This window comes from Neobacillus paridis (genome assembly GCF_016765675.1).
Classification (GTDB): domain Bacteria; phylum Bacillota; class Bacilli; order Bacillales; family Cytobacillaceae; genus Neobacillus; species Neobacillus paridis.
Map to the genome: position 1 here is coordinate 139463 of NZ_JAESWB010000233.1, position 21787 is coordinate 161249.

The window sequence follows — 21787 nt, forward strand, 5'->3', positions numbered from 1 at the left end:
ATTATAATTGATTCATGTACTTAAATCTTATGAAATAGGTGAGGAAGTCAGTGCGGGGATTGCAGATGTAGGACTTACGAGAATTTTACCAATGCAAACAAATATAAAGAGCCATATTATACATAAAGAATCTGTAATATTAGTTGCACCAAATGAATGTAAAGACATTTCCTGCCTTGATGAACCAACTATATTACATAAATATAGGCTAATTACCCATAACCATCCAGACTATTGGGGCAACCTTTTGGATGATATTAAGAGGCATTATCCGACTGTGCATACGATGAGAGTTGACCAAATAGAGGTTACAAAGCGTTTTATAGAAGAAGGGCTTGGAGTTTCCTATTTACCTTCTACGGTCGTTAAAAATGAAATTGATATGAAAAAATTAATAAAAATTAAGCCAAGGAACATCATTCCACCTATATCTTCAACTTATGTATTAACAAAAGTAGAGACTGATGAAGTATCAATTTTCATTAAATTTTTAAAGGATGCATTGAGTAAATGATGAAAATGGTTGTTGCTTTAATTTGTTAGCATTTTTTTCAAAATTCTGTTTGTTATATTAATTTTATTAAAGGTAGGTGCCTGTCACTTCTCAGAATTTGTCGAATTTCCTCGGCGTTATTCGGGTGGTGGCAGGCATTTTTATGTGCGAAAATAGTGTTAGCCAAAAAATAGTGATAGGTAAAAGATGTAGAGACAGAAAAGGGGGGGAGGCACATTGATGATCCCGGCAAAAATAGATTCTAATTCAATCACTATGATAAAAGAAAAAGGTATCGAAGCCATCGTCGACTGGTTCGATCAGCATAAACAATCGTTCTATACACTTGGTTGGTTCTATCTTGGCAATCAACAGCAAATAGGGGAGCTATTTTACCGGTCGATTATGAAAGCCAACAAGGAGTTACCACGATTTAAAGGAGAAACCTCATTCGAAACATGGGTTACATCCATTTTCATCCATACCTGCAGAGAGCTTTATGATCATAGCAGGTTTCAGGCTACAGAGGGAAGTGAACCTTCCCTGGATCTGTTCAAAGCACTCGATCAATTGAAAGTGGATCAGAAGGAAGCGATGCTCCTTACCTATATAAAAGGGATTTCTAAGGAGGAAGCGGCACAGATTCTCCAAGTTTCAGTAGAAAAGATGAAAGATTTATTGTTTTCCGGTATTCAGTCATTAAAAAACCAACTAGGGCATGAAGCCACTTTTAATGGCTGCAAAGAGTACCACAAGGATTACATTGATTATTTGGAAAGAACCATGGAGCGGCCGAAAAAGGTAGATTTCGAGATACATATTTATCATTGTCAAAACTGTCAGGAGGATTTAGCTGCCTTTCAGGATGTCATGTTAACCTTGTTAAATCTTTCAGAAAAGCTTGCTACTTTGCATATGCCGGCAGATTTTCTGGGGAACGTCAAAGATCGGCTGGCAGAAGAGGAACTGCAGAGACAACTAAAGAACAAGAAACGTAATAGAATTGGGCTTATTTTTACTGGAGCTATAATTCTATTAATAAGTATCGGTTTTTTTACAGGGACGTTTCGCAGTCTTTATTATACTTGGACGGAGGAAGATGAAGAATTACGTGCGTTTCTGCAGCATGACCTCGGTGAAAGGTTGAACCTGGAAGCGGAAAGCAATGGGTTGAAAATAAAGATCAAGAGTGCGATTGCTGATGATGTTCAGACGCTGGTTTTTTATGAAGTCGAGGATAAAAAAGAAGAAAATCAATATATGATGATGAATTATTATGATGGAATTGTTGTGGAGAACGAATCTGAAATCATGAGCTCAGTAACATATCCAAAGTACTATCTCCCTGACCTTAAATCGAAAAGAAATAATGAAAGAAAGAATGTCTATCAGGGGAAAATTAGCCTGCCTCCCCTTTCAAAGGATGACGGAACCATTAAACTCAGAATCACAAAGCTTTATAAATTGATTCGTGATTCCTCTGACTGGCCTAGTTTTGTTCTTCGGGATACCATGGAATATGAATCAGGGGAGTGGAACTTTAAGATTCCTGTGAAAAAACAGCCATCGCACGAATATGCATTGGATAAAGAAACAGAAGTCGAGGGGATTCAGGTTCGATTTGATAAACTAATCATTGCTCCAACATCAACGATTCTGCTTTATGCTATTCATGATAAACAGCCAGAGAAGCGAATAGATGTTCTTAATATTGATAAAATGGAAGTGAACAACAAAAAAGTGAAAGCTGATATAATTGGCAGCTCTTTTTTGGATTCACAAGAAGACGAGAATTGGAATACTTTTCAAACACAGTTTGACCCTGTTTTTGGAGAAAAACCAATGGAGGTCAACATCGACCTCAATTCTGCTCATTTAACATTTGAGGATCCAAAAACCATCGAACTAGATGCTTCTAAGAAATATCCGCAAACCTTTCAATATGTTGGCAGCACCATTTCGATCGACAAACTGGAAGTCGGACAGCCGACGAAAGTTGTTATAAGCAATCATGAAATTAAGAATCGGGTATATGAGTCGCTTCAATTTCGTATTTTGGATAAGGATGAAAATGAACCCAGTTCAATGGAGGGAAGCGCTGAAGGAGTGGTGGTTGATAAAAACGGGGTAGAATACGATACGAATGAAAGCTCGTTCTCATATGAAAAAATCGAGCAGCCGCGGTATTTTGTTACCGTTCAAAGCATGGAATTACATCATGACGACAATGGAAAAACCGTAATTCCTAAAAAACTGGAGATTGATGGATATCAAACAACGAAATATTTGGATAAGGTTGTGAAGATTTCGTTAAACTAAACTCTGCCGGCCGGGCAACCTTTCCAAACGCAATGTTTAAAATGGATTGTAAAAAAGTATTACTCGCATCAAATGGTAACATCGAAACCGCTATTGAGATCCTTATCGAAAACTATATCCATTTTCTCTTTTTGATATAATATACTTTGATCGGATGAATAACATGTTTAAATAGTGAAAATATGAAAAAATAGGAGATTTGGAAGGCTGCCTGAATCGCCGTTACAAGGGGAAATGATATGATTCGATTTGAAAAAGTAACGAAACAATATGCAGATGGGACTACTGCTGTAAAATCATTGAATCTCGAGATCAAGGATGGAGAGTTCTTTGTCCTCATCGGTCCGAGCGGCTGCGGAAAAACCACGACATTAAAAATGATCAACAGGCTGATTGGTGTCTCTAGCGGAACGGTCTCAATCAATGGAAAACCAATCAGTGATTATGACATTCATGAGCTTCGTTGGGAGATCGGGTATGTCCTGCAACAGATTGCCCTTTTCCCACACATGACGATTGCCGAAAATATTGCGGTAGTGCCGGAAATGAAAAAATGGAGCAAGGAAAAAATGGCAGCGCGGGTGGATGAACTCTTACATATGGTCGGGCTTGATCCAGCAACATACCGCAGTAGGAAACCAGGGGAACTTTCCGGCGGGCAGCAGCAACGGGTTGGGGTTATCCGGGCATTAGCGGCAGACCCGGAGATTCTGTTAATGGACGAACCGTTCAGTGCTCTTGACCCCTTCAGCCGTGAAAAGCTGCAGGATGATCTGTTGGACATTCAACGTACCATCAAGAAGACGATTGTATTTGTCACCCATGACATGAAGGAAGCAATGAAACTTGGTGATCGGGTTTGCCTGATGAGGGAAGGACAAGTGGTGCAAATCGGAACACCTTCAGAACTTTTAACCAATCCCGAGAATGAGTTTGTTCGCGAATTCGTCGGAATGCAAGAAATGAATCTGGATTGGCATGATGTTATTACACCTGTTGAAGATGCCAGCGTGAACGATCAACAGCCCGTTCCCTATACCATGCCGTTGAATGAGCTGCTTGAACGGATGGCGGCAGCTGAGGTGATCGCTGTAGAAAAAAACGGCAACGTCATCGGCGTCATTCACCGTTCAAACTTGCTCCGCAAAATGGCCCAATATGTAAAACAGGGAGGGCGATTGCATGAATAATTTAATAGCCGTTTTTTCATCTAGAAAAGGACAGCTCCTCAATGCTCTGTGGGAACATATTCAGATTTCCTTGATTGCCCTCTTTATCGCTATCATCATAGCCATTCCATTGGGCATTTATTTGACACGCAAGCGAAAAGTGGCCGAGATGATTATCGGAATTACGGCAGTTTTACAAACGATTCCATCTTTAGCCTTGCTTGGACTGTTAATTCCTTTATTTGGAATTGGGACGTTACCTGCCGTTATTGCCTTGGTGGCATATGCCTTGCTCCCGCTCTTACGGAATACTTATACCGGGATCAAAGAAGTGGACCCTGCATTGTTGGAAGCGGCAGATGCAATGGGAATGAATCGAAGAAAAAGACTTTTAAAAGTGGAACTTCCTTTAGCCATGCCTGTCATTATGGCGGGGATAAGAACGGCGACGATTTTAATTGTCGGGACGGCGACCATCGCCGCTCTGATTGGTGCAGGCGGTTTGGGGGATATCATTCTGCTGGGGATCGACCGTAATGATTATACCCTTATTTTTCTTGGTGCTGTCCCGGCGGCATTATTGGCGATTCTTCTTGATGTCCTACTCCGGCAGCTTGAAAAAGTTTCATTTAAAAATGTTATGATTGCCGCTTTAACTTTTTCGATTATTATTTTGCTGATAATCGGTTCCAGCTTTATTCATCCGGCCGGACAACAGAAACTTGTCATTGCCGGCAAACTGGGATCCGAACCGGAAATCCTGATCAATATGTATAAGCTGCTGATTGAAGAAAATACTGACTTGAAAGTGGAATTAAAGTCAGGGCTCGGCAGTACTTCTTTTGTCTTTAATGCGCTTAAATCAAAAGATATTGATATTTATCCGGAATTCTCGGGAACAGCGATCACTGAATTTTTGAAGGAAGAACCGATAAGTACTGATAACAGGGAAGTGTATGACCAGGCGAAGAGCGGGATGTCAAAGAAATTCCATATGGTCATGCTAAAACCGATGCAATACAATAACACCTATGCATTGGCGGTGCCGGAAAGCTTGGCCCGAACCTATCACCTTGAAAAAATATCGGATTTGGCGAATGTCCAGTCCGATGTGAAAGCAGGTTTTACCCGGGAGTTCACAGACCGGTCTGACGGTTATCCAGGCTTGTCCAAAAAGTATCGGCTACACTTTCACTCGCTTGTGACGATGGAGTCTTCTGTCCGATATACAGCAATGAAAGCAGGCAATATTAATCTAATGGATGCTTATTCCACTGATGGCGAATTGCAAAAATATCATTTGAAAGTTCTGGAAGATGATCAGCATTTCTTCCCGCCATATCAGGGAGCTCCGTTATTAAGGCAGGAAACTATAGACAAGTATCCGGACATTGTCCCTGCATTAAATAAACTGTCAGGTAAAATCACAGACAGTGAAATGCGGAAAATGAACTATGAAGTAGCTGTTCAAGGAAAAAGTGCCAAGACTGTCGCAAGGAATTTTTTAATCAAAGCAGGATTATGGAAGGAAAAGAAATAGTCGAAAGCCCAGCTTGATGCACATCATCCTAGAGGTCTACTTGCTTCAATGAACCTGTTAAATAGACACGAACAGGCGGTTCCGAAGTTTTGTGCTGGGTATTTTGGGCCACTTATGACTAATAGCATTGTAAATAATCCATATTTCTAATAAGCTAGGGTTAACACCTATGTGAGAGAAGGCATTGTTGGAAAGAGGGGATATATTTGAATTTAAAAATTCATAGTGATTTCTCCAATGCAAATCTTGATGAAATAAGAGAAGTCTATGCTTCTGTCGGGTGGACAAAACATACAAATGAAATAATTAGACAAGTATTCGAAGCAAGTAATGTCATAGCATATAGGAATACATTTTTTCGACACATTCATATTTAGGAGAAATGATAAAAATGAAAACTGAAAAAGAGAAAATGTTGGCTGGGGAAATGTACAACCCTGCTGACCCAGAGTTATCAAAGGAACGCGAGGCAGTAAGACGGCAGGTTAGAATATATAACCAAACTTTCGAATCTGAAGCAGAAAGGAGGACTCAATTATTAAAGGAATTCCTCGGCTCCACTGGGGAAAACGTGTATATGGAGCCCAATATACGATTTGATTATGGTTATAACACACACGTGGGTGAAAACTTTTTTGCGAACTTCGACTGTACCATCTTAGATGTTTGTGAAGTGCGATTTGGGGATAATTGTATGCTGGGACCTGGCGTACAGATCTACACAGCAACTCACCCGCTCAAGCCTGTTGAACGGAACGAAGGAAGAGAGTACGCGAAACCGATTACCATTGGAAACAATGTATGGATTGGCGGCAGTGCCATCATCAATCCTGGTGTTACAATAGGCGACAATGTTGTCATTGCTTCAGGTGCCGTCGTTACCAAAGACGTGCCAGATAATGTGGTAGTGGGAGGAAACCCTGCAAAAATCATTAAATGGATTGAGGAATAGGGAAGTCATATCTACTATGAGGTTCTTCTCAATTCGTATAAAGTGCTATTCAATGTTTGCTGGGGAAATTTGGTGAGCTAATAAATTGAAATAGTTGTATTTCTAAAAAATTTCTAGAATTGAATCAGAAAAGAATCACCAAGCCAGTTATTGAAAAAAGGATCATACATAAGATGTAAATCAATTTGTAAGGTCCTTTTTAATGACACATCGTATGATCAAAAAGAACAGTCCCTGCTTTTTCTACTACTGTTCTACCATAATCTCACCAAAGCATATGCAGTTTCTTTGGTTATGTTTGGCTTGATAGAGTGCTTTATCTGAAAAAGCATAAAGACTGTCTAGTTCTGTATGTTTATTGGGGATAAGGTTGATGACCCCCATGCTAATGGTATACTTTTCGGAAACACCGGGTATATCTGCTTCCGCAACAAGCCCCATAATCTGTTCTAAATACTTTTCAGTTTCATTTTTGTCCATTCCGTACAGAAGGAGAGCAAACTCATCACCGCCATATCTGCCAATAAGATTTGTAGAACCGAGAAACTGGCGGATTCGCTGTGTAAGGTCCTGTAGTATTCGATCTCCGGTATCATGACCATAGGTATCATTGAAATTCTTAAAATGGTCGATATCAAATAGAATAAAGGACAGGTGCTCTTGATTCTTTATACATTGAGCAATAATTTGTTCAGCTCTTGAAATAAACGTTCTTTGATTTAACGTTTGGGTTAATTCATCATAGTATGCCATATAAATGAGTTCCTCATCTGCCCTCTCCTTCAGGATTAAGATAAATCCTGTATTCCCAAGAATCATCACTAAATATAAGGATAAAAAAAAGATTGTCTGAATGAATCCAGGTGTAAATAAGCCCATTTCCTTATTCGATGTAATGGCAGTAATACCTCGTATGTATTAGTATATTTCCAATTTTTTTGGGGAAAAATGGCGGATTTTCATTTAATTTTCATATTGATTGTTTTAAAATATTCTAATAGAACCATTATTTGTTTTAAAAGTTTTATTCACTATCAATATTTCTTAAACGACGAAAGAAACTGAAAAGGCTAACCAATCACCCAATACTAGAATCAAGCAGTTCCTCAGCAAAAGTCATGAACCATACCTTTCTTCCAATCTCAAAATCCAACAGAACCGTGATATTTTCAGGGAAAGTTAGTCTGTCAGTTATTATCCCAACATTTAGAGGAAGTGTTCACAGATGGCTTATATTTTAATTAATGATCCCGAACGGTTATCACTATTGTCGCTAACCGGTGTTACTGAATCATCACTAGAACTAATTCACCAGCATAAGGATATATTATTGCCGTTAGTGGGTCCGATAGTAGATGAGCTTTATGAACAAATTTATCGGGTCGATCATCTAAAAAAAATTATTGATTACTCTTCTACATTAGAGCAACTGAAGGAGACCCAACGGATTTATTTAACGCAAGTTTTCTGTCCAATTATCAATGACGCCTATATTAAAAATCGCTATAAAGTCGGCAGTGTTCACTCAAGAATTGGATTGGATTTACAATGGTTTATTTCTGTACACCGTTTATACTGCCAAATAGTATTAGATTTTCTGGTCAAATCAATGCCTATTAAAGAGGCTTCTGAATTAATGAATGCAATCGAATCGCTGCTCAATTTCGATGTCCAAATTGTCGTTACTGCCTATACAAAAATTGAAATGGATAAAGCACTGTTTCCTTTACGGTATGAATTTAAACATTTACAGAATAAAGCCGGGTTAATTGACCAAGATTTTGATATTTTAGATACTTTTAATGGTAAATTAACTTATCGCTTGGAAGAAATTATGAAAAAGTTCTATCAGGGTCTTTTTCAGCGAGCGGCCCATATTCCTTGGAAATCCAAAGATGTTCTTAGCGAAACTGAATATCTAAAAAATTATCTTACACAATTTTTCCAGGAGAAAGTATACAGGGATGAGATCTCGTTTTATCGGGTTATTCGAGATTGGGTAAAGAAAATTAATCAAAAGAATATTTCAGAGCAAGAGTTGACTTTTATCATTGATCTTTTTAATGAAGCAGTCCGTGAGACATTTTTAAAGAGGGATTCTCAATATGAAAAAGAAGTTATCACGTTCTTAGGTTCATTTGAGCGTTTAATCAGATTTACGTTAGCAGTCGTGAGAGAACTGTTAATGCCATATAAGTCGCTGGAAACTTATAGCTTTCTAAACATTTTCGGCTATGAAATTGATATTTTGGATTTTGGGATTGTCACTTGGGTTGATGACAATGCCAAGCGATTATTAGAGTCACAAGGAGTTAAGAATGATGCCATTTTAGGAAAACGCTGCTATGAACTTTTATATAATCGGGTTCTCCCCTGTACAGGATGCCCGGTTCGCCATGATAGCGGCGAGTCCTTTATTACTTCGAAAGAAAATGACAATATTTCGCAATACTTTAAAACATGGCAGCTACCGCAGCCAGCCATTGCTGAATTAAGTCACCGGCTGCTAGTAAGCCAGAATATTACCGATGAAACAAAAGTCATTTTTGATACAATTGAAAGTTTGTTAGAGCTGGCAGAATTAAGAGACGATGATACTGGTAAACATGTGGAAAGGATTGGAATGCTGGCCAGAAAATTAGCGCAAATATCCGGTTGTGATCAACAGTTTATCCATAACATAGAACTTGCTGCAAGATTCCATGATATTGGTAAAGTAGGAATTCCTGATGCGATTTTAAATAAACCAGGAAAATTAACACATGAAGAAAGGGAATCAATGAAAACCCATTCGGAGATTGGCCATAAAATTCTGTCAAAACTGGATTTGCCTGTTATTCAAATGGCTTCACGGATTGCTAATACGCATCATGAAAAATGGAATGGAACAGGATACCCCAATCAATTGAAGGGTGAGGAAATACCGCTTGAAGGAAGAATCGTCGCCATAGTAGATGTCTTTGATGCATTGTTAACCAAAAGAGCCTATAAAGATCCTTTCCCTCCGGAAAAAGTGAAAACGATATTAATAGAAGGAAAAGGTGAACATTTTGACCCGAATTTAATTGATGTATTCCTTTCGATGTGGGATGAATTTATCACTCCTTATCAAATAACGACTTCAACAGAAGTTCAGTAATTTTAAATTTTTGTAAAGGGAATATGACCGTTTCCGTTTTTGGAGACGGTCTAGTTTTTTGGGCCCGCTGATAGGGACTTTTTTCTTTTCAAATTTGCTGGACCTTGGTAAAGTATTATCATAATGAAGAAAAGGAAAGGAATGTCATCTTGTGAAAAATGGCTTTTTATTCTTAGGCCAGCTTTTTTTTATTTGGCTTATTTATGCATTTTCAAAATATATTGTTGAGACCTTCCATATCCCTATTCCATCAAGTGTATTGGGGATCATTATTTTATATATCATGTTAACCTGCAAAGTGATTCAGGTAAGGTTTATTGAGAAGGGAGCAGCCTTTTTAAATAAGCACTTAGGATTTTTCTTCATCCCGATTGCTGTCGGCCTAATGAACTATGGAGAATTAATTAAAACCCACGGATTACAATTGCTGCTAATGATTGGATTCAGTACGATCATTGGCTTGGTGATAACAGCGGGAACAACTCAATATTTGACAAAGAAGCAAGAGAATTCAACCGGGAGGGATAAGACTTATCATGGACAGTCTCACTCTGCCTAGTATTTTTATAACGCTCATCGTGTATATAGCTGCAATCAAACTGGCAAAACGGTTCCCATCCCCATTTACCACGCCGATATTAACCGCCACTGCAGTCATAATCGTGATTCTTAGCTCATTGGGCATCAGCTATTACCAATATACACCTGCAAAAGATTGGATGACCTTTATGCTGGGACCTGCTACTGTTGCTCTTGCGGTTCCAATGTATAAAAATCAAAAAATCATTAAGGATAAGCTCAAACCTGCTGTCTGGGGACTAATGATCGGTACAATCTCAACGATTACTTCGGCTGTTTGGCTTACAAAAGCATTAGGATTATCTGACCGTTTTCAAGCGACGTCTGCGGTGAAAGCCGTCACTACACCTGTGGCAATTGAAGCGGCTGTTCTTATTGGCGGGAACCCGCCGCTGGCAGCAGCCTTTGTTATTACCGCAGGTATTTTTGGGGCAGTGCTGGGCCCCATCATTTTATCATTAGTAAAAATTACCGACCCCTTTTCACGCGGTCTTGGTATTGGTACTGTATCGCACGGGATTGGCACCAGTCAAATTATGATGGAAGGTCCCGTTCAAGGAGCCGTTTCAAGTCTGGCGATGGGGGCAGCAGCAATTATTACTTCAATCATTCTCCCGTGGATTTATCCTCTCATCCACTTTTAAAATGTGTTCGTAGAATGGTATTTAACTGACAATGACTACACCGCATTGGTCGAAAGCCAACTGGTTTGTGGAAACGGTGTAACATTACAAAAAAAGAAGACGGATGCCGGAGATTCTTGCAGGATTCAAAGGGGACATCCATCTTCTTGAAAAATTATTGATAAAGCTGGTCGCTGTTTCCGACCGTAGGATTCTGGTAGTGGGCCATATACTGTTGAATTTGATCGGAGTTTTCCGGAATAACCTGATACATGGCGCCAATTTTGGCAATATCCGCTGGGGCTGCATTTTCAACAGGATAATACCCTTTGGAAGCCATATATTGCCACATGTCATACGCATGAGAACAACTCATCATAAAGGCTGTTTGGCAGAATGAGCGAATCTCCGGATTGACCATCTCCATCGCGGCCCACGCATATTCTCGACCGGCTCTTTTCAACGTTAATAGATAGGCTGTGGCCATTTCGCGGTCATTCATATTTTCTACCATGGTTCTAGGCTGAACAGCGGGAGCAGGAGAAATCATTTGCAAGGTTTGGTCGGAAACCTGTCTGTTTTCGCTTAACAGTGGTAATTCCTTTTTAGCCCCCTCCATTTTATTTAAAAATTCAACTTTCATATTATAGTCCCTTACATGAAGAGGTAAATGTCTTTCGAGAATTTTTTTAAATTCCGAATCCTGAACATGTTGGAGCATGTAGGCCATATTAGTGATTGAATTTACACAGCTCATCGTCAGTTCATTTAAATCATGCAATTCATGTGCCGCTAGTTTCATTCTGCTTCCCTCCAAAATTTATATTTCATTCCATATATTGTTCGATATGAGGCAAAAAAATACACCATTTTAGGGATAATCTGTTGCTGAATTGTGTTGCTGAATTCATGGAAATAAACGGGGAAATTATAGCGAACAGGCTTTGCTGTTGAACTATGATGCATCCTACAGTCAAAATATTTGTCGAATTTTGAATTCTATATTAAAATAATAATGGAAAAGCATATTTTTCCTTTTTCCCTTAGACATTCCTATAATATTAAGAAATTTTATACCTATGTCTAAAATTCTTACTTATCGGAAGGTGAAACGCCATGAATAATAGATTAGTGGCAGAGGAGCGCAAAGAATTTAGAAGATCCGTTTTGACCAAATTAAGAAAGGAAGGAAAGATCCCGGCAGTGGTCTATGGGAAACATGAAAACAGCAAGGCAATTGCTGTGAAAAATCAGGATTTCCTCAAACTCATTAGGGATCATGGAAGAAACGGGATTATCTCCCTTGAAATTGGTGGCAAACCAAGGAATGTGGTCCTTGAAGATTTTCAATGGAACCCGATTAGTCATGATATTCTTCATTTGGACTTTCTTCATGTCGACATGTCTTCTGAAATTCACGCGAAGGTCTATGTTGAGTTAACAGGAAATGCAAAAGGGGTAGAACATGGAGGGGTTCTACAACAATCTCTTCATGAAATTAATGTTACCGCGAAACCAAATGAGATTCCCGAAGCTATTGAAGTGGATATTTCTGATCTGGAGATTGGACATACCATTAATATAGGTGCAATTAGAAATAAATATCATAATATCACGATTAAGCATGAGGACGATGAAGTAATTGCTACAATTATTGATTCTGGTTTTGTACAGGATGATAGTTCCAACGATGAACAAAGCAGTGCAGCCTCAGATGCAGGACAAAAAACCTTGGTAACTCAAGGGGCATAACCCATAAATACAGCGGATCCGTTTCGGGGAGTCGCGGCGCTGCTTATTTAAATGCTGCACTCTTGTGTAAAATGGTGTTTTTTTACAAAAAGAACCCGATCGATTTCAATTTCGATCTGGGTTCTTTTTGTATCGTCACAAATGGGGAAAATTGAAATGACAGGCGTCGCGTCGATATACCCAAATAATTGCTCGCGATTCGGCTCTTTTTCTATTGATTGTAGAAGAGATTCGAAAAGACAGATAAATTTTCTGATAAATTCTCAGATAAATTGCAGTTGACGGGTAAATTTTGAAAACCGACGGGTAAACGGTCAAAACCGACGGGTAAAGTTCCAAAATCGGCGGGTAAATTTCCAATTTTGACGGGTAAAATCAGAAAAATGACGGGTAAACGGTGAGTCCTGCTTATGAGTACACTTTCGGTTCACCATCATCCCAGTACTTACTAATGTAATCGACAATAATAAAGGAATAAAAACACTGCAAAAGTAACTGTTAAGTATTAATCAGAATTGTTAAACTACTTGTAACATCCTTGGCCTACTTCAAATATATCCAATAGGAGGGAAATAAATGGAGCAAAAGGTAGGTTTGATTCCGTATCAAGTAGTGGAGCAATTCGACACGGTCAATGAAGTGCCAAAGGGGATTGGAATGATTCAGGCTCCAAAAATTTGGGAGAAAACAAAAGGAAAAGGAATCACAGTTGCCATTTTAGACACCGGCTGTGATTTGACTCATCCCGACTTAAAAGATCAGATTATCGGCGGGAGAAATTTTACGAACGATGATAATGGAGACCCTGATGTTTACAAGGATTACAATGGCCACGGCACCCATGTTGCAGGCACGATTGCAGCGATTCAAAACAATAACGGTGTTGTAGGGGTTGCGCCGGAGGCAAAATTACTGATCATTAAGGTGTTGGATAAAAAAGGTTCCGGTCAATACGAATGGATTATTAATGGAATTAACTATGCCATTGAGCAAAAGGCTGATATTATTTCGATGTCGCTTGGCGGTCCGGTAGATGTCCCTGAATTGCATAAAGCGATTCAAACAGCGGTTCAACATAATATTCTGGTCGTTTGTGCAGCAGGTAATGAGGGGGATGGCAATGATTCAACGGATGAATTTGCATATCCCGGCTCATATAATGAAGTGATCAGTGTTGGGGCGGTTGACTTAAATAGGAACTCATCCAGGTTTTCCAATTCAAATAATGAAGTTGACTTAGTGGCTCCTGGTGAAAAAATTCTATCCACCTATTTAAATGGAACCTATGCAACATTAAGCGGAACCTCCATGGCAACGCCTCATGTTTCCGGAGCCATGGCGCTGATAAAAGTACTGGCCAACTCCAGCTTTGAACGGAATTTGACAGAACCCGAACTCTATGCCCAATTAATTAAACGGACTGTCCCATTAGGAAATTCACCAAAACTTGAAGGCAATGGATTAATTTTCTTAACTGTCCCGGAGCACTTGTCAGAACTTTTTGCTAAGCAATTCACTCCTGAAATAGTGGAATTGTAGGTTCCATGAACAAAGAAACAGCACCCTTTAAGTGCTGTTTCTTCGATTAGGCATTTTGTTTCCTCGATAATCTTACATTCTCCTTAAGATTGCTCAGATTCGCAATCCGGTTACCTTTTGTTCCTTTCACAACTGCGCCATTTCGTTTGATCGTCGAGGAACCAATCGTGTTTGCCTTGACTGTTCTCGCCATAAAAGCCGTCTCCTAAATTCCATTATTCTTTTTCCTTTTAAAATGTCGTAAAAATCGGTTATTTGTGCCTAATAAAATGATTTTCGATGTACAGTAGATAAAATCCTTTAATTTTTCTTTTGTAAATATGTTTTCTTTGAGAATAAATACGGCAAGTCCCAGCTTTAAAGTACCGTAATTGCGGACGGATATGAACTGCTTAATGGGACTTTCCCGTAATTCCATTCGGCTGTTGACAGAAGGCTCTTGTACCCGGACATATGGCATGTCCAGCGCAGAGTTTATTAATTTGGCCGCACCTTCGATGTCTAAAGGTGTTTTTAAATATACTAATTCAACATCATTGTTTTTTCCTTGGAAGTACCAGACAAATTCGATAAGACGTTCAGGGAGGCCGAATATTTTCTTGATTTCTTCATGATTTCGCAGCATAAAGATGGTCATTTTTTCGTCTATTACTCTAACAGAAGATTGTTGCTCAAATGCAGTTAACACATCTCCTAACTTGTCTTCAAGCTCTAAGTATGATTCAAAATCATTATGTGGGGAAACGGAAGGAGTTGGTTTCAAAATCACCTTCTTAATCATTAAAGCAGCATTTACCAAACCCAAAAGAAATAAACCATAAATCAAAATTAATAGAATAAATTGTAGTGCTTGTAAAATAGGACTTTTTTGTTCTTGGTATTGAAAAAAGCCGGAAGTAACAAACTTGGACATCTTTACGTGGAGATCTCTCAAAAGTTCAGAGTCATTGGTGATTAAATAAAGGGAAAATAAAGAGATGATAACAAACAGTATAAAACCCGGTATGCCAAATTGTTTGAATTTATCTTTCCAAGCCAAATAAGCATCGCCTCCCTATTTGGCTTAATTTTACAAAAATAAAGTTTTGTTTACAAGGCATGGCAGAATAATTAGTTATTTTTTACCAGGAATAATGGGTCGAGTCCGTTTAATTGTAGTTCTGAATACCTTGGTTCCATTTTTAAGGATACCTTCCTTCTCACTTGAAATGGTTACGTGCATGTCAATTTCCAAAAGATGTTTAATGCTAGTCTGTATCATCAAAGCAGCTCCTTCCCAATGGCTATATTATTGTTTATATCTCCAGGTTAGAACAGATTATGCATAAAAAGTGGCGCCAGTGCATCCAGAATAATTTTGTTAGGTTTTTATTGTTTTCAACTACTTCCATTTTTTCTTGACATATATATCACTCTGATACACGATGGGAGGGAATGAAGATGCTGCTTAATGGTTTGTGAAATGACTATTCATGTAAGCATGTCATTTTTTCAAGGAGGGACTAATATGTTAGGACATTTAGGATTTTCATATGTAGGTCTGATCTATTTATTGATGTTATGGATTCCGAATATCATTTGGAGTAAGAATAAGCCGATAGATTATGATAGCAGCCACGAAAATAAAATATTATTAGTGTTTGAACGTGTTGGACAAGTTTGCTGTACTTGCAGCATCCTGATTTTTAAAGATTTTAACATTACGGCCTTTTCTCCGTGGAGTTTCTGGTTGATTGCATCGTTTTTATTGATGATTGTTTATGAGATTAGTTGGATTCGCTATTTTATAAATGATCATACGGAAGCAAACTTTTATCGCAGTTTTTGGGGGATTCCTGTGCCTGGTGCGAGTTTGCCGGTTATCGCTTTTTTACTGTTAGGCATTTATGGTAAAGTTGTCTGGCTAATTGCATCAGCGATCATAATTGGTATAGGGCATATAGGTATACATGTCCAGCATTTAAAAGCGATCAAGCAAGTTTGATTATTTTTGAGAAAAACTTTTGGCCGCAGAAAGTCAGGTTATAAGTTCGCAACAAGCAATAGGAAGCTGAAAAATTACATGGACGTAAAAGCCGTTAAAGGTTAACCCAATCAGACCCATTTATTAGTCGTGGCCAGTCTGAGAAATGTTGACCGGGCGGATTATTAATTTAGTATAATATTTTTTTAATAAAATGGACATCTGCATACAAATTACTAAAGGGAAATGGTGGAATGAACCTAAACCTTGTGATCCGGTAATCAGGGGGAGTTCTTATTATTTTTTTCTTTATATATCGTTGGTCTTCGCTATATGAGAAATAGGCAAAAGACATTAATCAACCCAATCGGTCAAAGTTTTGCAAAAGTGGAATAAGTGCATTTATTTCCCGTTTCATTAGTCAAAAGTAGGTTTTCTCGCATTTTTTGTATACAATAAGGATGGAATTAATAATAGAAAAGGTGATAGCATGAGTCAATTAGCTGAGTTTTTAGCAACGAATCAAAATAAGAACGTCGAAGAATTAAAAGAGTTGCTCCGGATTCCAAGCATTAGTGCACAGTCGGAACATAAAGAGGATGTTCAAACCGCTGCTTCCTGGATCGCCGATAAATTGAAAAACATCGGGATGGAGCATGTTGAAGTGATCCAGACGGAAGGTCATCCGATTATTTATGCCGACTGGCTTCACCAGGAAAATGCCCCGACAGTTTTAGTATATGGTCATTATGACGTACAGCCTGTAGACCCAGTTCATTTGTGGGAAACTCCGCCGTTTGAACCAACTATCCGCGATGAAAAAATCTTTGCCAGAGGGGCAACCGATGACAAAGGACAGCTGTTTCTACATATCAAGGCAGTGGAAAGCTTATTGAAATCGGAGGGGAAATTGCCGGTCAACGTTAAATTTTGCATCGAAGGGGAAGAAGAAATCGGAAGTCCCCATCTTCCAGCATACTTAACTGATAATAAAGAAAAGTTATCCTGTGATGTCGTCGTCATTTCCGATTCCGATATGTGGGACAAAGGCGTCCCTGCCATCACCTATTCCTTAAGAGGTCTATGTGCTTTGGAAGTTTCTCTTCATACGGCAAATACTGATTTGCATTCAGGCAGTTACGGCGGGGGAGTTCAGAATGCCAACCATTTATTGGTTCAGCTGCTCTCAAGCTTGCATGATACAAACGGAAAAGTAAACGTGGCCCATTTCTATGATGATGTTGTCGAACTGACAGAATTTGAAAAGGAACAAATGAAAGCATTAGGGCTGGATGAAGAAAAAGTAAAAGAATCGTTAGGGTTAACGGATTTGACCGGAGGAGAAAAAGATTATTCCTATGCTGAGAGAATCAGTTCCCGGCCGACATTAGAGATTAACGGAATGTGGGGTGGTTTTCAAGGGGAAGGGACCAAAACGGTGATCCCGAACGAGGCCCATGCCAAAATTACTTGCCGTCTTGTCAACAACCAGCAACCTAAAAAGATTCAGGAATTGATCAAAAAACATTTGGAAGAATTTGCACCTAAGGGATGCACAATAAAAGTATCACTCCAAGATACGGGGAATCCATTTTTAACTCCGATCGACAGTCCGATGATTCAAAAAGCGGCTGAAGCGTATCAAAACGTGTATGGAAAATCGCCTGTGTACAAACGAGAAGGTGGATCGATCCCGATTGTATCAGATTTCAACCAAGCATTGAATGTTCCTGTTGTGCTAATGGGCTTTGGCCTGCCGGGAGAAAACCTTCATGCTCCGAATGAACATTTTCATTTGGAAAACTTTAATAAAGGGATCTTAACCATCTGCAGCTTTTTCGAACTGATAAAAAAATAGTCCTTGCCCTCGGTTATAAACCAAACCATAAACTGGCTGAGAAACTTCAATCCGTGCATCATAATGTCATTGCCATCGCCGGAGCTGTCAAAACCAGCAACGCCCTTATCGCTACTAGAGAAGGCTTTGACGCAGGATTCATCGGCAGCACTGAGTCAAATTTAGTGACAGTTTAATCATCAGCTTACTCAAAAAATCCAAACCCTAATTAATGACCAAGGGTTTGGATTTTTTAAAACTGCAAAACGTCAAAGTTCGAATTATAGTAACAATAGTCATATTCTTCCCTCGAGTATAACGAGTATTATTATTCTAGAAGCATTTTTTCAAAAAGGACTTTGTAAAAAAAACATCCCAACACGGGGAGTTTAGGCCATGATTCTGGGTGAAGTCAAAAGAGTGATGGAAAAATGGAAGAGATTGGAGGGACGCCAAATTGAGTCTTTTAGATAGGGTAAAGGAATCCGGCATTATCGGGGCAGGTGGGGCAGGATTCCCTACACATGTGAAATTGGCAGCTAACGCGGAATACATCCTTCTAAACGGCGCTGAATGTGAGCCGCTTTTAAGAGTGGACCAGCAATTGATGGAATTGTATCCTGATGAAGTCATCAAAGGTTTTGCAGCAGCAGGAAGGCTGGTAGGAGCCCATAAAGCGCTTTTAGGAATTAAAGGAAAACATAAAGAAGTGATCGCGATTCTGAAAAAACGAATCGAGACATTGCAGCTAGGGGATTTCGTTGAAGTAAAAGAACTGAAGGATATGTATCCTGCAGGCGATGAACAAGTTTTGGTCTACGAGCTGACGGGCAGAGTCGTTCCCCCAGCAGGGATTCCGATTCAGGTCGGCTGCGTCGTGATTAATACAGAAACAGCCTTAAATGTCTATCATGCTTCCGAAAATAAGCCTGTCACGGAAAAATATATTACGGTTGCCGGCGATGTGCCGAAGCGATTGACGGTAAAGGTGCCAGTCGGGACGCCGATTATTGATGTACTGCGGTTGAGCGGAATTGAAAACTTTGATGATTATGCTGTTATTGACGGCGGTCCAATGATGGGACCGGTTATGGACAATCTAGATGGCTATGTGACAAAGAAAACGAAGGGCTTACTTATTCTGAAAAAACAGCACAATTTGATTAAAAGAAAAACGACGACAATGGATCAGGCTAGAAGAATCAATAAGACTTGTGAACAATGCCGGATGTGTACGGATCTGTGCCCGCGGTATTTACTGGGGCATAATCTTCAGCCACATAAGATGGTGAGAGTAACAAACTATGGTCTCGAAGATATCGAAGACCAAAAGATGGCACTGCTTTGCTCTCAATGTAATTTGTGCACCATGTTCTCCTGTCCAATCGGGATTTATCCGAAGCACGCCAATATGATGGTCAGAGAGAAATTAGTGCAAAAAAAAATCCGTTATTCTACGAAACAGACCGAATTCGAAGCTCGCAAAAATCGGGAATTTCGTTTGGTTCCAAGCAAGCGTCTGATTGCCAAATTAGGATTATATCACTTTGATCAACCAGCGCCCATGACGGATATTACCGTAGATCCGGAGGTTGTACATATTGCCAGAAGGCAGCATGTCGGGGCTCCGGCAGTACCGGTTGTTTCACTCGGCGACCATGTTGAGGCCGGACAGCTGATTGGAAAGATTCCGGAAAATAGTTTGGGTGCCACAATTCATGCAAGCATTTCCGGAACGGTCATCGAAATTAATGATACATTCATTGCAATAAGGAGGGACTGATATGCCGAGTGCAATTGGTGTTGTTGAATTTACAAGTGTTGCCCGCGGTATTTTTACAGCAGACCAGATGGTAAAGGTTTCGGATGTGGAAATTGTCACCGCCAGTTCGAGCTGCCCGGGCAAGTATATTGCGATTGTTCATGGCGACGTCGCGGCTGTTCAAGATTCAGTTAAAACGGGTGAAAGAATCGCAGAAGAATATTTTGTCGATTCTATGATTATCCCAAATGTAAGCCCGGAGGTTTTTCCTGCGATCACAGGAACAACGACTCCTGAAAGAATTCAAGCTTTAGGGGTGATGGAGTCTTTCTCGATTGCCACGATGATTTTAGCAGCGGATGCCGCCCTTAAGGCTGCGAATGTGGAAGCGATTGAGCTTCGTTTGGGTAATGGCTTGGGTGGCAAGGCCTTCTTTACGCTTACCGGCAATGTAGCGGCAGTGGAAGCAAGCATTGAGGCGGGAAGGGCGATTGCCGAAGAAAAAGGCTTACTGGTAAATGCCGAGATTATCCCATCGCCATCTGAGAGATTTATCCCTTGTCTATTCTAATAGAGTCAGGACAATCATTTTAACAGAAAAATAGGGGGCTGCTCAGGAGGTCATATATTTGGCTTTTTGACAGGCCCTTTTTTATGTTTAAAGAATAGATAAATTCGTCCTCACTCATTTGGATTGGCAGCACTGTTTTACGATATAATTTTCCCAGACGGAATGTTTGTAATAAATATATAACGAAACCCAATTTCCTGCACAAATACAGGTGTATCCTATCTTTTTCACTGTGAAAACGTATATACTTATAGCATCAGAGACTTCTTCCATAAAAGGGGTGAGCTGATTGAAAGTGTTAATTGCGATTGATTCCTTTAAAGGCAGCATTTCTTCCGTTGAGGGCAGCAAAGCTATTGAATTAGGAATCAAAGACGTCTATCCTGACGCGGAGATCTTAAAACTCCCTTTAGCTGATGGTGGTGAAGGGACCGTAAAGACAGTAGTGCAAGCGACTAGGGGAAAACTGGTTAATAAAGAAGTAACCGGACCCTTGGGTGAAAAGACAATTGCCGCCTATGGAATATTGGCTGACGGTAACACCGCTGTCATTGAAGTGGCCGAAGCTTGCGGGCTTCCACTTGTCCCATTGGAAAAACGTAATCCTTTATGCACAACGACTTTTGGTGTCGGCGAACTGATTTTGGATGCAGCTAGACAGGGGTGTCGGAATTTTGTGATCGGGCTTGGCGGCAGTGCAACAAATGATGGAGGAATCGGTATGCTCCAGGCTCTAGGCTACCGTTTTTTAGACAGCCGTGGTGCAAGTATCGGTTTAGGGGCGAAAGAGTTAGCCCATATTGTTAAAATAGACTCCAGTCAGGTAAATCCACTGCTGCAACAATGCTCCTTTAGAGTGGCTTGTGATGTGAATAATCCGCTATACGGGCCGGACGGTGCTTCCCATATTTTTGGACCGCAAAAGGGAGCAACACCTGAGATGGTGGAGGAACTGGACCGAGGGCTAAAACAGTTGGCGGAGGTTGTGTCTGCTGAACTTGGCGTGGATATCCAAAATATAGCCGGTACCGGTGCTGCTGGCGGCTTGGGAGCGGCGTTTTCTGGATTTCTGAAGGCCAAACTTGAGTCTGGTGTGGACCTGGTACTGGATATGCTTGAAATGGAGAAGCACATTGTGGGCGCCAATTTAGTTATTACAGGTGAGGGAAGGATTGATGGCCAGACTTCGATGGGGAAGGCTCCGATGGGCGTAGCCAGACTCGCCCAAAGCCGCCATATTCCGGTTATTGCCCTCGCCGGAAGTGTTGTTGAAGAGACGAAAGCTCTGCACTCGCTTGGGATGACCTCTATTTTCCCGATTCTGAGTTCACCGATGACATTGGAACAAGCGATGGATTCAATAGCCACCTTTGAAAATCTGCGCAGAACAACGAATCAAATATTTAGGCTGCTGCATGCAGTTCGCTTCAAGGTGGAATGATGATTAAACTCTTTACAAAGGTTTCATGAGAACAGGGAGCTTTGAAAAAAGGCCATGTCCGTTCTCATAGAAGATTCATAAGCACAGTGGGCAGCGGAAAAACGCCCA

General features: G+C 40.0%; 19 protein-coding genes. 15 read left to right on the forward strand and 4 right to left on the reverse strand.

The window, feature by feature from the left end; genetic code table 11:
- Positions 1-7: 7 nt before the first annotated feature.
- From JK635_RS16225 to JK635_RS16245, 5 genes are all read left to right on the forward strand, one after another.
- Positions 8-514 carry a substrate-binding domain-containing protein gene (locus JK635_RS16225; RefSeq protein WP_202654996.1) on the forward strand — a complete coding sequence of 169 codons (507 nt, stop codon included), beginning with the start codon at positions 8-10 and terminating at the stop codon, positions 512-514.
- Positions 515-733: 219 nt separating this feature from the next.
- Positions 734-2812 carry a DUF4179 domain-containing protein gene (locus JK635_RS16230; RefSeq protein WP_202654997.1) on the forward strand — a complete coding sequence of 693 codons (2079 nt, stop codon included), beginning with the start codon at positions 734-736 and terminating at the stop codon, positions 2810-2812.
- Positions 2813-3051: 239 nt separating this feature from the next.
- Complete coding sequence (locus JK635_RS16235; protein ID WP_202654998.1) at positions 3052-4002, forward strand: ABC transporter ATP-binding protein; 951 nt, start codon at positions 3052-3054, stop codon at positions 4000-4002.
- Positions 3995-5521, forward strand: coding sequence for an osmoprotectant update ABC transporter permease/substrate-binding subunit OpuFB (gene opuFB, locus JK635_RS16240; RefSeq protein WP_202654999.1), 1527 nt, complete (start codon positions 3995-3997; stop codon positions 5519-5521). Before JK635_RS16235 ends, opuFB begins: the two co-directional genes overlap by 8 nt.
- Positions 5522-5912: 391 nt before the next feature.
- Entirely contained in the window at positions 5913-6473 is a 561-nt protein-coding gene (locus tag JK635_RS16245; protein ID WP_202655000.1) for a sugar O-acetyltransferase, read from the forward strand.
- A gap of 246 nt (positions 6474-6719) precedes the next feature.
- Here the strand turns inward: JK635_RS16245 and JK635_RS16250 are convergent, their stop codons facing one another.
- The gene (locus JK635_RS16250; RefSeq protein ID WP_202655001.1) at positions 6720-7226 is read right to left on the reverse strand and encodes a GGDEF domain-containing protein; all 507 of its coding nucleotides are present in this window, start codon (positions 7224-7226) and stop codon (positions 6720-6722) included.
- A gap of 472 nt (positions 7227-7698) precedes the next feature.
- Between JK635_RS16250 and JK635_RS16255 the strand changes: the two genes are divergently transcribed.
- From JK635_RS16255 to JK635_RS16265, 3 genes are all read left to right on the forward strand, one after another.
- Entirely contained in the window at positions 7699-9612 is a 1914-nt protein-coding gene (locus JK635_RS16255; protein ID WP_202655002.1) for an HD domain-containing phosphohydrolase, read from the forward strand.
- Between the two features lie 151 nt (positions 9613-9763).
- Positions 9764-10171, forward strand: coding sequence for a CidA/LrgA family protein (locus JK635_RS16260; protein WP_202655003.1), 408 nt, complete (start codon positions 9764-9766; stop codon positions 10169-10171).
- Entirely contained in the window at positions 10149-10835 is a 687-nt protein-coding gene (locus tag JK635_RS16265) for an LrgB family protein (RefSeq protein WP_202655004.1), read from the forward strand. Before JK635_RS16260 ends, JK635_RS16265 begins: the two co-directional genes overlap by 23 nt.
- A gap of 154 nt (positions 10836-10989) precedes the next feature.
- Here the strand turns inward: JK635_RS16265 and JK635_RS16270 are convergent, their stop codons facing one another.
- Complete coding sequence (locus JK635_RS16270; protein ID WP_202655005.1) at positions 10990-11616, reverse strand: spore coat protein; 627 nt, start codon at positions 11614-11616, stop codon at positions 10990-10992.
- 314 nt (positions 11617-11930) lie between these two features.
- On the opposite strand from JK635_RS16270, the gene JK635_RS16275 reads away from it, so the two are divergent.
- Together JK635_RS16275 and JK635_RS16280 are read left to right on the forward strand one after the other, a co-directional pair.
- Positions 11931-12566 carry a 50S ribosomal protein L25/general stress protein Ctc gene (locus JK635_RS16275; protein WP_202655006.1) on the forward strand — a complete coding sequence of 212 codons (636 nt, stop codon included), beginning with the start codon at positions 11931-11933 and terminating at the stop codon, positions 12564-12566.
- Between the two features lie 576 nt (positions 12567-13142).
- Entirely contained in the window at positions 13143-14105 is a 963-nt protein-coding gene (locus JK635_RS16280) for a S8 family peptidase (protein ID WP_202655007.1), read from the forward strand.
- A 46-nt stretch (positions 14106-14151) separates the two neighbouring features.
- Here JK635_RS16280 and JK635_RS16285 read toward each other — a convergent pair whose 3' ends face one another.
- Together JK635_RS16285 and JK635_RS16290 are read right to left on the reverse strand one after the other, a co-directional pair.
- Entirely contained in the window at positions 14152-14298 is a 147-nt protein-coding gene (locus JK635_RS16285) for a hypothetical protein (protein WP_202655008.1), read from the reverse strand.
- A gap of 12 nt (positions 14299-14310) precedes the next feature.
- Positions 14311-15144, reverse strand: a complete 834-nt coding sequence (locus JK635_RS16290) for a hypothetical protein (RefSeq protein WP_202655009.1) — start codon at positions 15142-15144, stop codon at positions 14311-14313.
- Between the two features lie 468 nt (positions 15145-15612).
- Here JK635_RS16290 and JK635_RS16295 point away from each other — a divergent pair, with 468 nt between their 5' ends.
- From JK635_RS16295 to JK635_RS16315, 5 genes are all read left to right on the forward strand, one after another.
- Complete coding sequence (locus tag JK635_RS16295) at positions 15613-16089, forward strand: hypothetical protein (RefSeq protein WP_202655010.1); 477 nt, start codon at positions 15613-15615, stop codon at positions 16087-16089.
- A 469-nt stretch (positions 16090-16558) separates the two neighbouring features.
- Positions 16559-17926, forward strand: a complete 1368-nt coding sequence (locus JK635_RS16300; RefSeq protein ID WP_202655011.1) for a dipeptidase — start codon at positions 16559-16561, stop codon at positions 17924-17926.
- 436 nt (positions 17927-18362) lie between these two features.
- A complete protein-coding gene (locus tag JK635_RS16305; protein WP_202655012.1) occupies positions 18363-19688 on the forward strand; it encodes a 4Fe-4S dicluster domain-containing protein in 1326 nt (441 codons plus the stop codon).
- 1 nt (position 19689) lies between these two features.
- Entirely contained in the window at positions 19690-20238 is a 549-nt protein-coding gene (locus JK635_RS16310; RefSeq protein WP_202655013.1) for a BMC domain-containing protein, read from the forward strand.
- 289 nt (positions 20239-20527) lie between these two features.
- Positions 20528-21679: a glycerate kinase gene (locus JK635_RS16315; protein ID WP_202655014.1), complete on the forward strand. Its 1152-nt coding sequence runs from the start codon at positions 20528-20530 to the stop codon at positions 21677-21679.
- Positions 21680-21787 lie beyond the last annotated feature (108 nt).